The sequence below is a fragment of the Mesobaculum littorinae genome (genome assembly GCF_004011175.1).
Classification (GTDB): domain Bacteria; phylum Pseudomonadota; class Alphaproteobacteria; order Rhodobacterales; family Rhodobacteraceae; genus Tranquillimonas; species Tranquillimonas littorinae.
In genome coordinates this window covers 570,531-585,617 of sequence record NZ_RQXX01000003.1, presented here as the reverse complement: position 1 = coordinate 585,617, position 15,087 = coordinate 570,531, and the positions used below count along the sequence as shown (strand labels likewise).

Sequence of the window (15,087 nt, the reverse complement as noted above, 5' to 3'; positions counted from 1 at the left end):
CGGGGCTGCGGCGCGGTCCACCCGGCCCTAGCCCCAGCCCATCGCCATCCGCAAGGGCATCCAGACGCCCATGAGGATCATCATCAGGTTCTCGGTCAGCGACACGAAGCCCAGGGGCACGTTCGACGCCCCACCGACGCAGGCGCATTTCAGCTCTCGCCTGTCGATATAGACCGCCTTGAAGACCGACACCGCGCCGACGATCCCGATGAACAGCGCCACCGGCGCGGCAATCCAGATCAGCGCGCCCGCGACCATCAGGATCCCCGCCAGCGCCTCGGCATAAGGATAGACGTAGCCGTAGCGCACCCAGCGCCGGGCCAGCAGGTCGTAGTTCAGGAACATGGTCGAAAAGCTCTCGACATCCTGCAGCTTCTGCAGCGCCAAGAGCGTCATCGAGATCGACACGACCCATTCGGCGGCGCGCAGCGTCAGCAGGCTGCCGAAGGCATACCAGCTGAGCCCCAGCGCCAGCAGGGCGGCGATGGCGAAGATCGTCAGAACCGGGCGATAACTGGTCTCGTCCCCGTCCTTCACGTCCTGTCCGAAATAGCGGCGCAGCTCGTCGTAGCCGCCGATCCGGTCTCCGTCGATCCAAGTCTGCGGCGTGGTCTCGACCCCGTGGCGGGACTTGAAGGCGTCGGTTTCCTCGCGCGTGGTCAGGTGATGGTCCTCGATCGCAAACCCTTCGCGCTCCAGCAGCGCGACGCTCTTCAGCCCGAAGGGACACAGGTGATCGGGCATCACCATGCGGTAGATCCGGGCCGTCTTGGTGTCTGATGTGTCCCTGGGCATGGGGGTCTCCGGCTGTGCGTTCCGTCTCGGGAACGCGCCGCCGGGGCGGTCGGGTTCCCCGAAGGCCATGCGGCTCCCCGACACCCCGGCACGGCGGTGTCAGTCCAGGCGGACGCGGGTGCGGGCGGCGCGGCCGGTGCCGTCGATCACCGACAGGGTGACAAAGCCGGGCCCGGGCGCCGCGATCCAGCTTTCGCGGTCGCGCACGGCGATGGCTACGGGCGCCCCGTCGGCCAGCCAGGTGAAGGGGGGCGTGCCGTCGCGCACCTTCACCGCAAGCTCGCCCGCCACGGCCAGCCGGGCCCCGTCGGGCGGAAAGGCGATGGCGGGGGCGGGGCCGGCGTCTTCGGCCTCGCGACCGAAATGGCGCAGCGGCGCGGGCAGATCGGCCGCCCCGACCGTCAGCGCGTCGGGCGGCGGGGCGGGCAGCGGGGCGCGGTCGCGGCCGATCCGCCCGAAGGCCTGGAACAGCACCGGCGCCGCGAGATCGCCGCCGAAGGCCCCCGGCACCGGCGTGCCGTCGGGACGGCCCATCCACACGCCAACCACGTGGCGCCCATCCCATCCCAGCGCCCAGGCATCCCGGTGCCCGTAGGAGGTGCCGGTCTTCCATGCCAGCACCCCGTGCGGGGCGCCCGGAGGCGGGGTGAGGCCGGTCAGGACGTCCCCCACCTGCCACGCCGCCGCCGGGCCGACGATCCGTCGGCGCGGCACCGCGGCGGCCCCGGCGCGGGCGTGCAGATCCACGCTGCGACCGCCCTCGGCCAGCCCGGCATAAAGGGACGTGAGCCCTTCGAGCGTCGTGCCCACGCCCCCCAGGGCGACGGCAAGCCCCGCGCGCCCGCCGGGCAGCGCCGTGGCGACGCCCGCCCGGTCGAGCGCGGCCATCAGCCTCGCCGGCCCCACCGCCTGCGTCAGCTTTACCGCCGGGATGTTCAGGGACTGCTGCAACGCCTCGCGCAGGCGCAGGGTGCCGCGGAAGCGCCCGTCGAAGTTCTGCGGGGCGTAGCCGCCGAAATCCGTGGGCCGATCCTCGATCAGCGTCTCGGGATGGGCCAGCCCCGCGTCGAAGGCCAGCGCGTAGATCAGCGGCTTCAGCGTAGAGCCCGGCGACCGCATCGCCCGGCTCATGTCGACGAAGCCCTGCCGGCGGTCACTGGCATAGGCGGCCGATCCGACATGGGCGAGGATCTCTCCGCTGCGGTGATCGGCGACGACGATCGCCACCTGCACCCGTGCGCCGGCCCCGCGCAGGGCGCTGCGGGCCAGATCCTCGACCCGCGCCTGCAGCGCGGCGTCGAGCGTCGTGGCGATGCGGCCCTCCTGCGGGGTCTCGGCACGCAGCCGGTCGGCCAGGTGAGGCGCCAGCGCCGGAAGGTCGCGACGCCGGGTCGGCACCGGCTCGGCCCGGGCGGCGCGCGCGGTCTCGTCCGAAAGCACCCCCGCGGCGGCCAGCCGGTCCAGCACCCGGTCGCGCGCGGCGCGGGCGGCGTCGGGATGCAGATCGGGGCGGCGCGCCTCGGGCGATTGCGGCAGCGCCACCAAAAGCGCCGCCTCGGCCGGGGTCAGCCGCGCTGGGTCCTTGCCGAACCACGCCCGGGAGGCCGAGCGCAGACCCTCGAGGTTGCCGCCGAAGGGCGCCCGGGCAAGGTAGAGCCCCAGGATCTGCGCCTTGGTCAGCCGCCGCTCCAGAGCCAGCGCCAGCCGCACCTGACGCAGCTTGCCCGCCCACTGGCCGGTGGGCCCCTCGTCGAGAAGCCGGGCGGCCTGCATGGTCAGCGTCGAAGCGCCCGAGACGATGCGCCCGGCCGCCACGGCCTGCCCCGCCGCGCGCAGGGTGGCGCGGGGATCCACGCCGCCGTGACGGTGGAACCGCTTGTCCTCATACGCCACCAGCATGGCGAGGTAGCGCGGATCGACCGCCGCCGGGTCGACCGCCAGCCGCCAGCGCCCGTCATCCACGGTATAGGCGCGCAGAACCAGCCCCGCGCGGTCCACCACCTCGGTCGAGGTGGTCAGTGTCAGGGACGGCAGGGGCGTGGCATCGATCCACGCATCGTAGCGGTCGCGCAACGTGGCCCCGGCGAAAAGCAGCGCCGCCAGCAGGCACAGCCACGCGGCGCCGCGCCGCTCAGTCATCCGTGACGGCACCGCGCCAGAGCCCCGGGTAATCGGTCACGAAGCCCGAAGGATCGGCCGTCAGCCGGGCCTGGAAATCGGGTGAGCGATAGGCCAGCGTCGTGTCGGACAGGCGTTCATAGCTTTGCACCAGCGGCGCAAGCGCGATCTGCGGATAGGTGAACCACGCCGCCGTCACGGGCACCACGGCGCCCGCCACGGGCGCGAGGCGCCGCAGCGGCAGCAGGTTGGTCGCGGGGGTGAAGGACAGGTCCACGTCCGTCGCGCCGTCCAGCCCGGCGATGCGCTGGTCGTCCAGCGTCCAGCCCTGCGCATCGCGGCGGATTCGCCAGCCGACCGGGCGGCCGTCCTGCGTGCCGGTCACGTCGGCGCCGGTCGTCCGCCACTCGGCGTCGGCCCAGACGACGTAATCCAGCCGGGAACGCCCCTCGGGCCCCGCCATCCGCGCGTGCCCCGACAGCATCCAGCCCTCGGCGCCCGCGATCAGGCGGCAGGTGTCGTCGCCTTCGATGTCCAGCCGCTGCCAGCGCGCGACGGCGACGCACCGGCCCTTGGCCCGCTCGGTCATTCCGCGCCCTCAACGACACTGGCGCGGCCGGTGCCGGTGATCGCGCGGTAGCGCGGGCGATACATGTCCTCGACCTTGGCCGCCGGGTGGCGATAGCTGCCCGGCGACACGGCGCGGATGATGTAGGCCAGCCGGAAGGTGTCGCCCGACCGCCAGTCCACCGCCGCGACGAAGCGGTCGCTACGGAACTCGGTCGCCGCCACGTCCTCGAGCGCATCGAGCCAGTCCAGCGCCCGCACGTCGCCCGACCGCAGCAGGTTGGGGTTGTCGATTTCGAACCCCGCGGGCAGCGGGTCGTCGACGATCAGCCGCGCCTCGACCGGCGCCCAGGGCTGTACCGTAAGAAGGGTGACAAGCCGGGTACCCACGGCCACGTCGTCCAGCGTGGCCGGTGTCCCGTCCAGGGTGAAGCTGCGGCGTTCGATGTCGTAGCCTTCGCCCATCGCCTCGGGCGCGATGTCGGGCACGCCGAAGGTGGTCAGCGTCAGCTCGGCCGTGTCCCCTCCGGTATTCGCCACCTCGACGGGGGCCGCATCGCTGCCCGAGGACCGGCGCCGGACCAGCGGGCCCGTGGCCGCCTGCCCGTCGACGCGCAGATCGGCGGCGCCCACCGCCCCGGGCAGCGCCGCGACCGCCATCAGCGACCAAGCGGCCTCTTGCGTCGAGCGGGGCGCGCCGGGGGCCTGTGCCACCGCGTCGATCAGGCGGGGCCGATCGACGGCCTCGCTGCCGGCCTCGGCCGCCAGGGCCAGCACCGCGGCGCGGTCGCGCAGCGGGGTGCCGTAATCGCCGCGCCACAGGCCCGGGTCGGCGGCCTGCGGCAGCGCGGCCAGCCGCGCGTCGGCCGCGGCGAACATCGCGTCGGCGCGCGCCGGGTCGCCGCGGAAGGCCAGCGCCGCGCCCAGCTGCGCCAGCGCCAGCGGCGTGGCGAAATCGGCAGCCTTGGTGTCGGCATAGTAGCGCAGGTCGCCGACCGCCGCCTCGCCTTCGCGCGCGAGGACGTAGAGGGCATAGGCGATATCCTCGCCGCCCTCCTCGAAATCGGGGGCATAGTTCACCCGGTTGCGCAGGTTGTCGAGCGCGAGGCGGAAGGCCGTGTCGGGCACCGCGACCCCCTGCGCCCGCGCGCGGGAGAGGAAATCGGTGGCATAGGCGTCCAGCCAGAAATCGCCCGAGTCCGGGCGCCACAGCCCGAAACTGCCCGAGGACGCCTGGTTGGTCAGGATCAGCGCCACCGCGCGGTCGAGCTTGGCGTCGATGTCACGGGGCGCGGCGCGGTCCAGCGCCTGCGCGACCGAGGAGAGGTAGAGCAACGGCATGCCCTGGCTCGTCACCTGCTCGGTGCAGCCATAGGGATAGCGGTCGAGCGCCTCGAGCAGCCCCGGCGCGTCGAACCGCGCCAGCGGCCCGGCGGTCAGCGTGGCGGTGCCTGTGCCGGGGCGCAGGCCGGCAAAGACCTCGTCATCCAGGGTGAAGCTGGCGCCGGGGGCCAGGTCGAACCGGCTGGTGCGCGTGATCTCGGGATCATTGGCGCGCACCGGCAGGCGCAGGCTGCGGGTCACCTCCTCGCCGCCCGGCAGGGTGGCGGTCAGCGCGATGGTGTAATCCCCGGGCGCATCCGGGGCGGTCAGCGGCACCGCGATGCGCCGGATGCCCCCCGCTTCGAGCGAAAAGGCAGTGGGCAGGGCGCGGGGCGGCAGCAGGCCCTCGGGCGCCGCGGCGCCGATTTCGACCCGGCCCGCGGGTCCGCCGACATGCGTCACCTCCAGCAGCATCTGCGAGGTGTCGCCGGGGGCGAGGAACCGCGGCAGCGTGGCCGAGACGACCACCGGGTCACGCACCAGCACATCGGCCTGCGCCTCGCCCACGCCGCGTGCAGACCAGACCACCGCCATCAGCCGCAGAGTGCCGTCGAAGCCCGGAATGTCGAAGCTGACCCGCGCGGTGCCGTCGGCGCCGATCTCGACCGGGCCATGGAACAGCGCCACCAGATCCTCGCTCGGCGGTGGCGACTGCATCTGCAGCGCGCCGCCCGCGTCCCCGCCCGAGCGCAGGCGCCCCATCTCGCCGCTCATCCCGTCGATCAGGCGGCCATAGACGTCACGGATGCCGACGCCCAGTTCGCGCTGGCCGAAATAGTGGTCCGAGGGATCGGGCGGCTCGAACCCGGTGACGTTGAGGATGCCGACATCCACCGCCGCGATCGTGGCCCAGGCGGTTTCGCCCTCGGCCACGCCGTCCACCGCCAGCGTCACGTCGAGCGGCCCGCGCGGGCGGATCTCGTCCGGCACCTCCAGCCGCGCCGCAAGCGCGCGGTCGCCGGGATCGACCGTGGCATAGCCCAGCCCGAGGGCCCGCGCCGGGCCCTGCCCCGCCGCGCGGTCCGCAGGCCGCAGCACGCTGGCCGCGACATAGGCCCCCGGGCCCCAGTCGTCGGTCACCGGCAGCTCTATCAGGCTTTCGCCCTCGGGCACGTCGACGGCTTTCATGTCGATCAGGTGATCGGACATGACCGTGATCAGCGCCTTGCCCGCGAACCGCGGCACGATCCGCAGGGTCGCGGTGTCGCCGGGGGCATAGGCCTCGGCATCCAGCGATGCCTCGAGCATGTCCGGGGTCGAGACGGTATCGCCCATCGCGTACCAGCCGGCCGTGAAGGCGGTCGAGGTCTCGGTCGCGCTGCCATCGGCGGCCTCGATCCGCAGCTCGTATTCGCCCCAGTCCACCTGGGCGGCGATGCGCACCGGGGTGTCGCCCAGCGTCACCTCGCCCGAGGCGACGCGTTCGCGGCGGGTCACGGGCTCCCACTGCCAGTCGCCGTACATGCGGAACCACTGGTAGCGGGTCTCGACCCGGTTCAGCGTCCAGCGGGCGGGCATCTCGGGCGCCGCCTGGCCGGGGACGACCGCGATGGCCTGGAACGCGGCCTCGCCGCCTTCGGGCACCACCCCCTCGACGAGGGGGCGCAGCCCGATCATCGGGCCATCGGGGGCGACCGGGCGGGTCAGCATGCGCTCGATCGGGCGCCCCGATCCTTCGCGCAGCCGCACCAGCACGCGCGCCTCGATCGGGCGGCCCTCCATCCCGGACCCCGTCTCGGGCCCAATCTCGGGCAGCGTCAGGGGCAGGATCGCGGTGCCGTCAGGCCCGGTTTCGGCGGCATCGAGATACTGCGTCACAGGGTCGGCGGCGGCATCGTGGCGACCGAAGACATAGCCCGGCCGCCCCTCGAGCCCCTCTGCCGGGGCAAGCCGCACCTCGGCCTCGACCGGCAGACCGGCGGCGGGCGCGCCGAAGAGATAGCGCGCCTCGACCAACAGGTCGGGCCGGGTGCCGGGGCGCAGCGGCCCCTCGGGCAGCGACAGGTCGGCATCGATGCGTTCGGGCAGGAAATCCTCGACCAGCAGCGGGGTCGAGGCCAGCGGCTCGGCCTCGGGGTCGGCGTGGATGTCCAGCCGCCAGGTGCCACGCGGCACCGCGTCGGTGGTGGCGAGGGCGAAGACATGGCCACCCGCATCGGCACCCGACGACACGCGGCGGGCGTATTCCACCCCGTCGGGCCGGGTCAGGATCGCCGTCAGCGGCAGGCCCGGCAGCGACCGGGCGCCCGCATCGCGGGCCAGGACGGTGGCATTGATCGTGTCGCCCGCGCGGTAGACGCCGCGGTCGGTGGCCAGGAACACGTCGACCGGCCCGGCGGCGGGGCGCCCCGCGACCCCGCGATCGGAAAGGTCAAACTCGGGGTCGGTCAGCGGCAGGAACGCCATGTCCCCCCCGGTTTCGGCCAGCACCATCGCCGGCGCCTCGGGCCCGGTGCCGCGGGCGAGGCCGGGCGCGAAGGCCGCGTGGCCCTGCCCGTCGCTCTGGACCTTGCCCAGCACCGCGTTGGCCCGCGACAGAAGCGTCAGCGTCACGTCCCCGACCGGGGCCGCGGTGTCGAGCGAACGGACGAAGACATGCAGCCCGTCATTGCCCGACAGGGTGGTCATCCCGAGGTCGCTCACCACGAACCACTGGGCCGCGGCGGGGGTCTCCCACGGGTCGGCGCCGGGAATCCTGGCGAAGAGGACGTAGATCCCCGCCGACAGATCGCCCGCGACTTCGCCCAGCGGCAGGCGGGTGGTGACGTCGCGGTTGAGATCCCGCGCCACCGCGCCGGTGCCGGTCCAGACCTCGCGGCTCAGCTCGGATTCGAACGTCTCGCGGTCGTATTCCGGCACCTGACCGGCGAACAGGTTCTGCTGCATCGCGCGGATCAGGTTGCGGTCGCTGACCTGCCGCAGCTCCAGCGCGACCTCATCGAGGTTCACGGTCACCACCGGCACCGCGACCTCGCCCCCGGCGGGCAGGATGTAGCCGCGGCCCGGAAAGCGGACGCCGGGCGCGCGGTCCCGCACGTAAAGGTCGAGCGGTACGGACGCCGCCAGCACCTCGCCCGAGGCGGCGAGAAGACCTTCGCGGAAGGTCACGTGGTAGCGCGTGCCATGCTCCACCCCGCTCAGGCACAGCTGGTCGCCCTGGGGCTCCACGGCCAGTCCGGCGGCATCGGCCTGCACGAAGGGCGCGTAATCGGTTCCCGCCTGCGCCAGCGGCTCGGAGAACTGCGCGCAGATCCGCGGCGCCTCGGAATCGCTGTCGATCTGGTGGTCGGTGATGCGGAATCCGAACTGCGCCACGGCCTCGTCCAGCCGGGCGGCAAGGTCGGGATCTTCCGCGTCCGGCGTCAGCGATTGCGCCAACCGCAGGGCGGGGATCGTGTCGCGCCCGCGTTCGCCGCGCTCGAGCGCCATGGCCATGGTCGACAGCGCCTCGACCTGAACCGGAACCGCACGGGCCCGGAGATAGCCGTTGATCGCCGCGGCAAGCCCGCGGTCGCGCAGGTCCTCGTCGCGGGACTGGTCGTTGGTCCGGGCGGCCAGCGCCAGCCGCGCGTAATCGACCCACAGCTCGGCGGCGTCGGTTTCGCCCAGCGCGGCGCCGGTCAGGTCCATCGCCGCGATGATGTTGCCGCGATCCCGCTCGCGCCTCGCCTGCTGGATCAGGTCGACCGCCAGACGCCCGTCGGCAGCGTGGCGCAGCGGCAGGGCCCGCGCCTCGTTCCGCGCGGCGTCGAAATCGGCCGGGCGCAGGAACGACAGCGCATCTGCCCGGGTGCGGGCCAGCGCCAGGTCCCCCGACGGACGGTCGACGACCTCGGCCGAGGTCGCCCCGACAAAGGCCGTCCGGTCGAGGACCGAGGACTTGGGAAAGCAGCTGCCCTTGGTGGCATTATAGGTGAACGCCCGGCAGTCGGCATCGCCGGTACAGGCGGTGATGCAGGCCTCGAGCGTGGTGTCGAACAGGGCGCGCAGGTCGCCGCCGTAGAAATCGGTGTCCTGCGACACGATCAGCCGCCGCTCGGGGATGGGCGCAGCGGGGTCGGCTTCGGGGGTCTGGGCCAGAGCGGGCGCACCCGTCGCCAGTGCCAGCACTATGGCATTCACGATGCGACGCATGGCCACGACTCCCTTCGTATGTCCCGACCCGAAGGATCGCACGCCCCCAGATGCCGCACAATCGCGAATCCCCCGGGCGTGGCGGCCGGGCCTTAGGGCGGCGTTTACCCGTGCCGGGTCAAACACGGTCCGGACGCCCGACACCCGTCGCGCGCTGAACCGGGATGACGCAATGGATCTGCCAGAGCCCCCGCACGAGCCGTCGCATGAGACCCCGCACGGGCCTCAACCCGACCCGCGGGCTGACCGGCTGCCCGACTTGGCGCCCGACTCGCTGGCCGGGCTTCAACCCGAGCTCCGGCACGACCTGCGGCCCGCTCCCCTGTCTCAGTCGCTGTCTCAGTCCCCATCTCAGCCCCTCTCCGATGAACGCCGGCGCAGGCTGGCGGCGGAACGGCTGCTGGAACGGCGCGAGGCCGAGCTTCGCACCGCCAACCGCAGGCTGGCCGCGCAGGCGCTCGACCTGGCCGACCGGGCGGCGGCGGCCGAGCGTGCCGCCGCCGCCCAGGACTCCTGCCGGCAGGCGCTGGCGGCGCGCGATACCGCCCGCGCCCAGACCGAGGCGATACGCGACACGCTGGCCACCACCCTGCATGCGCTGCACACCCTGCCCGAGGCGCTGGCGATCTTCGACCGCGACGCCCGCCTGGTCCTGGCCAACCCCGCCTATATCGAGCTTTTCGACGAGCTGGAGGCGGTGCAGCCCGGCATCCTCTACCACGAGATCTGCAGCCTGCTGATCGACGAGGGCATCGCCGTGCCCGACGGCGGGCGCGAGGCCTGGCTGGCCGAGGCGGCGGCGTGCTGGGAGGGCGATCCGGCGCCCGACCTGACGTTTCGCCATTTCGGCGGTGCGACCCTGCGGATCGAGAACCGGCGGATGCCCGATGGCGGCCGGGTCAGCCGGATCACCGACATCACCGAAGAGATGCGGATGCTGGCCGCGATCGAGACCATTCCCGACGGTTTCGTCCTCTTCGACCAGGAGGACCGGCTGGTCGTCTGCAACCGCCGCTACCGCGAAATCTATCCCGAAAGCGCCGCCGCGATGATTCCCGGCACCCCGTTCGAGGACATCCTGCGCTTCGGCCTGGAGAACGGCCAGTACGCCGCCGCAACGGGGCGCGAAGAGGCGTGGCTGGACGAACGGCTGACCGCCCACCGCCAGGCCGACACGATGCTGGAACAGCACCTGAGCGATGGCCGCTGGCTGCGCATCCTCGAAGCCGAGACCCCGGATGGCGGCCGCGTCGGGCTGCGCGTCGACATCACCGCGATCAAGGCGCAGCAGGCCGCGCTGGACGAGGCGCGCCAGAGGGCCGAGGCCGCGAGCCGGGCCAAATCCACCTTTCTCGCCAACATGAGCCACGAGATCCGCACCCCGATGAACGGCGTCGTCGGCATGGCCGAGCTTCTGGGCGAGACCGGGCTGGATACCGAGCAGCGCCGCTTTGTCGACACCATCCGGTCGTCCGGCGCCGCGCTGCTGGAGATCCTCAACGACATCCTCGACTATTCCAAGATCGAGGCCGGCAAGCTGACGCTGAAGCGGGCCGCCTTCGACCTCGAATCGCTGATCGACGAAACCGCCGCCCTGCTGCGCCCCCGGGCCCGGGAAAAGGGGCTGGACCTGCGGGTCGACTACGACACGGGCCTGCCCGCCCGCTACGACGGCGACGCCGGGCGCATCCGGCAGGTGCTGATCAACCTCGTGGGCAACGCGGTCAAGTTCACCCCCTCGGGGAGCGTGACGATCCGCGTCGTAGGCTTCGCCCCGGATCCCGCGGCAGAGACGGGGACCGGCACGCAGTCCGGCGCGCGCCCCGGCGGGGGCCCCGAACGCTGGCGGCTCCATGTCGCGGTGACAGATACCGGCATCGGGATCGGCAAGGACAAGCTCGGCCACATCTTCGGCAGCTTCAACCAGGTCGACCGCACCGACACCCGCCAGGCCGAGGGAACCGGCCTGGGCCTGACCATCAGCCGCGACCTTGTGCACCTGATGGGTGGCGAAATGTGGGTCGAAAGCGACCCTGGGCAGGGCTCGACCTTCGGCTTCGCCCTGCCGCTGGACCTCGTCGCGCAGACGGGTCCGGCGATGGCGGGCCCGCTCGGGGGCTACCCGGCCCGTGCGCTGGTACTGGACCCGGATGACCGGCAGCGCGTGCACCTGCTGCGGCTGCTGGACGACATGGGGATCGCCCCTGTCGCAGAGGCTGCCGACCTGCGCCCGGGCGATGCCGCCTTCCTCGCCCAGAGCCTGCCGCCCACCCGACGCGATGCCGCGCTGGCCGCCTGCACCGCCTGCGGGGCGGGCCCGGTCTTTCTGTTGGCCCCCGATGCCATGACGCAGGGGGCGGAGGCCCCGCTGCCCGCCGGAATCGCGGAACGGCTGGTGCAGCCGCCGCGCCGCCGCACGCTGGAGCGGGCGCTGCACCGCGCCATGGACGCGCGCGCGATCCCGCCCGCCGCCGTCGACCGGACCGACGCCGCCCTGCTCGCGCCGTTGCGGGTGATCGCGGCCGAGGACAACGCCATCAACCGGATGGTGCTGGCCGGAATGCTGAAAAGCCAGAACGTGGCCCTGCGCTTTGCCGAAAACGGGGCCGAGGCGCTGGCCGCCTACCTGCAGGAACGTCCCGACCTCGTGCTGATGGACATCTCGATGCCGGTGATGGGCGGCAGCGAGGCGACACGCCGCATTCGAAATCACGAAGAGGCCGCGGCCCTGCCGCCCGTCCCGATCATCGCTGTCACCGCCCACGCGATGCCCGAAGATATCGAGGAATTCCGCCGCTCCGGCTTCGACCAGGCGCTGACCAAACCGCTGTCACGCGATCAGCTTCTCGCCACCCTCGACGCCACACGGCAGAAAAGGGACGGGGGCGGTCCCCTATAACGATACGGATCGGAACCCGGTTTCGTGGCGGACCAGCCTGTCCGCCTGGGAGGCGCGCAAAGTCTTCGCCGCGCGCCGCGCCCCAAACCAGCACAAAAATCAGGCAGCCGACGCCGGAGTGCGCGCGGATTGCGGGCAGTTCGCCAAGATATTGCGCTGCGGGGGATAGTCCTTGACACAAGGGGGGTCATGGCTTTTGCCATAGTCTCAAAATTGAAACGGTGGAGATCGCCATGCCCCTCGACAAAGCCCTTCTCTCGCTTCCCCTCGCCTTGCTGGCGCTTCCCGCGGGGGCACAGGAGTTCACCGCCAAGATCGGCAACCTCGAAGCGCCGCAGGCGGTGATCAACCAGATGATCGAAAAGGTCGGCGACCTGGTCTCGGAACGCACCGACGGGGCGGTGGAATTCCAGCTCTTCCCCTCGGGCCAGCTGGGACCGCAGCGCGAGATGACCGAGGCGGTGCAGCTTGGCACGCTGGAGGCCACCGTGGCGCCGATCGCCTTTCTCGGCGGCTTCAATCCCGAAGCCTCGATCGTCGATATCCCCTTCCTCTATCCCGCCGACGAAACCGCCGCGCAGGAGATCCGCGCAGGCGAGTTCGGCACCGCCCTGTGCGAGAGCTTCGAAAGCCGTGGCACGCATTGCGTGGGCCTGTGGCCCAACGGGCGCAAGCAGTTCACCTCGAACACGTCGATGGAGGACATGGACGCGTTCCAGAACCAGACCTTCCGCGTGATGGAATCCTCGATCCTGCAGGCGCAGATGGAGGCGTTGGGCGCCACTGCCGTGCCGCTGCCCTTCGGCGAGCTTTACACCGCGCTGCAGACCGGCGTGGTCGAGGGCCAGGAGAACCCGCTCGACACCATCTTCAACATGAAGTTCCACGAGGTGCAGGATTACCTTCTGGTGTCGAACCACGGCGTGATCGAGAACGTGATCCTGTTCAACCCGATGTTCTGGGACAGCCTGCCCGAAGAGTACCGCGCCACGATCACCGAGGCCTTTGCCGAGGTGATCCCCGAGCTGATCGAGAAGAAGGCCGAAGCGGGCGAAGAGGCGCTGCAGGTCATCCGCGACAGCGGCACCGAGGTGCGCGAGCTGTCCGAAGAGGAAACCGCCGCGTTCCGCGCGGCGATGTATGCCCCGGCACGCGAGGCCTATCTTGATCGGGCGGGCACAGCCGGGCAGACGCTGATCGACCTTTACGAAGAGGCTTACGCGACCGCGACGCAGTAACCCCGCACTGCCAGAACGGAAACACCTTAGCACCCGGGCGGCCCCACGGCCGCCCGGATCATGCTGGAGCGATCAGACCTGATGAAGATGTTCCTTACCGCCCTCAGACTGGCCGAACGCACGGTACTGGTCGCCATCCTGCTGGGCATGGTTGCGCTGTTCGCGCTGAACGTGCTGGTGCGCCAATGGGGCGGACCGATGGCGGCCGAACTGGCCTGGATCGACGAAACCGTGCGGTTGATGAACCTGTTTCTGGTGTTCCTCTCGGCCGGGCTGGCGCTGGAACGCGGCCGCCAGGTCGCCGTCGACACATGGCGCGACCGGATCGCGGCACGCACCGGCCTGCCGCTGCGGCGGATCATCGACATCGTGGGCTGCCTCTTCAGTCTCTACATCGCGTGGATGGCCCTGACGATGGCGCGCTTCGTCTTCTCGACGGGCCAGAGATCGCCGACGCTGGACGTGCCCATCGGGTACATCTACCTCGCCCCCGCGCTGGGCTTTGCCCTTCTGGCGTTGCGCTACGCGCTCAGCCTTGCCGGCGTGGTCCATCGCTTCAATACCCCCGAGCCCGAGGAGATCGCGCAATGATCCTGATCGCCGCGATCTGCGCGCTTGCCGTCCTCCTCCTGGTTACGGGGTTCGAGATGCTCCTCGTCCTCGGGCTGCCCACGCTGGTGGTCAAGGAGGGCTTTTTCGCCGCGCTGCCCGACGCGGTGCTGGCGCAGAAGATGACCGGTGGCATCAACCAGTCGCTGCTGCTGGCGATCCCGTTCTTCCTTTTCGCGGCCGAGCTGATGGGCGAGGGCCAGATCGCGCGGCGGCTGACGACGCTGGTGCGCGCCTTCGTGGGCCATCTGCCCGGCGGCATGGGCTACACCACCATCGGCGCGGCGATGGGCTTCGGCTCGGTCTCGGGATCGGCGCCCGCGACCGTGGCCGCGATGGGCCACATCATCTATCCCGAGCTGCGCCGCACCGGGTTCCCCGAGAAATTCTCGTTGGGGCTGATCGTGTCGAGCGCCGAAACCGCGCTGCTGATCCCGCCCTCGATCGCGCTGATCATCTATGGCTGGCTCTCCGGCACCTCGATCGCGTCGCTCTTCGTGGCGGGGCTGGGCGTGGGCGTGGTGCTGGGGCTCGCCTTCGCCGTCATGGTCGCGCTGCAGGCCCGGCGCAGCGGCGTGCGGGGCGATCCGCGCCCGTCGCGGTTCGAGCTCTGGGCCGCAATCCGCGGCGCGGGCTGGGCCATGGGGATGCCGCTGATCATCCTCGGCGGGATCTACGGCGGGATCTTCACACCGACTGAGGCCGCCGCCGTCTCCTGTGCCTACGCGATCTTCGTGGAATGCGTGGTCTACCGCAAGCTGGGCTTCGGCGGCCTGGTGCGGGTCACCGAACGCGCGGCCATCGCGACGGGCGTGATCTTCATCCTGCTCGCCATGGGCAGCCTTCTGTCCTACTTCATCACGCTGGCGCAGATCCCCGGCGCGATCATCGCCGGGTTCGAGGCGATCGAGGGCGGACCCATCACCTTCCTGATCGTGGTCAACGTGATCTTCATCATCGCGGGCATGTTCGTCGACCCGAACTCGATCCAGCTGATCCTGGTACCGCCGCTCTTTCCGGTGGCCACCGCGCTGGGGATCGACCCGGTGCATTTCGGCATGATCGTCGCGGTCAACGTCACGCTGGGGATGGTGACGCCGCCCTTCGGGCTGGATCTTTTCGTCGCGTCGTCGCAGCTGAACCGTCCCGTGACCACGATCATCCAGGGTATCTGGCCCTTCATCCTCGCCAACCTCGTGGTGCTGTTGCTGATCACCTACGTCCCCGGCCTGTCGACCCTCCTGCCGCGGCTGATCCTCTAGGCCCGGGCGGCGCCCGGCGCGGCGGCGACACAGCGCCCGAAATCCGCCGCGGCCACCGCAATGTGAAGAGCCGCGCGGACCC

Annotated in this window: 8 protein-coding genes; 4 read left to right on the top strand and 4 right to left on the bottom strand. The window is 71.5% G+C overall.

The genetic code is table 11. From position 1 onward, the window contains the following. Window positions 1-27: 27 nt before the first annotated feature. The 4 genes from EKE94_RS11965 to EKE94_RS11950 form a co-directional block, all read right to left on the bottom strand. Window positions 28-795, bottom strand: coding sequence for a glutaredoxin family protein (locus EKE94_RS11965; RefSeq protein WP_127906824.1), 768 nt, complete (start codon window positions 793-795; stop codon window positions 28-30). Window positions 796-894: 99 nt separating this feature from the next. Continuing rightward, window positions 895-2,934, bottom strand: a complete 2,040-nt coding sequence (pbpC, locus tag EKE94_RS11960; protein ID WP_127906823.1) for a penicillin-binding protein 1C — start codon at window positions 2,932-2,934, stop codon at window positions 895-897. Then, the gene (locus EKE94_RS11955) at window positions 2,927-3,502 is read right to left on the bottom strand and encodes a putative glycolipid-binding domain-containing protein (protein ID WP_127906822.1); all 576 of its coding nucleotides are present in this window, start codon (window positions 3,500-3,502) and stop codon (window positions 2,927-2,929) included. Before EKE94_RS11955 ends, pbpC begins: the two co-directional genes overlap by 8 nt. Further along, complete coding sequence (locus EKE94_RS11950; RefSeq protein ID WP_127906821.1) at window positions 3,499-8,997, bottom strand: alpha-2-macroglobulin family protein; 5,499 nt, start codon at window positions 8,995-8,997, stop codon at window positions 3,499-3,501. The genes EKE94_RS11955 and EKE94_RS11950 overlap by 4 nt, the downstream gene beginning before the upstream one ends. 172 nt (window positions 8,998-9,169) lie before the next feature. Between EKE94_RS11950 and EKE94_RS11945 the strand changes: the two genes are divergently transcribed. The 4 genes from EKE94_RS11945 (at window position 9,170) to EKE94_RS11930 (ending at window position 15,005) form a co-directional block, all read left to right on the top strand. Further along, the gene (locus tag EKE94_RS11945; RefSeq protein WP_127906820.1) at window positions 9,170-11,896 is read left to right on the top strand and encodes a PAS-domain containing protein; all 2,727 of its coding nucleotides are present in this window, start codon (window positions 9,170-9,172) and stop codon (window positions 11,894-11,896) included. A 233-nt stretch (window positions 11,897-12,129) separates the two neighbouring features. Then, window positions 12,130-13,134: a TRAP transporter substrate-binding protein gene (locus EKE94_RS11940; RefSeq protein WP_127906819.1), complete on the top strand. Its 1,005-nt coding sequence runs from the start codon at window positions 12,130-12,132 to the stop codon at window positions 13,132-13,134. Between the two features lie 60 nt (window positions 13,135-13,194). Further along, entirely contained in the window at window positions 13,195-13,725 is a 531-nt protein-coding gene (locus EKE94_RS11935; protein ID WP_235855996.1) for a TRAP transporter small permease, read from the top strand. Then, the gene (locus EKE94_RS11930; protein ID WP_127906818.1) at window positions 13,722-15,005 is read left to right on the top strand and encodes a TRAP transporter large permease; all 1,284 of its coding nucleotides are present in this window, start codon (window positions 13,722-13,724) and stop codon (window positions 15,003-15,005) included. Before EKE94_RS11935 ends, EKE94_RS11930 begins: the two co-directional genes overlap by 4 nt. Window positions 15,006-15,087: the final 82 nt, after the last annotated feature.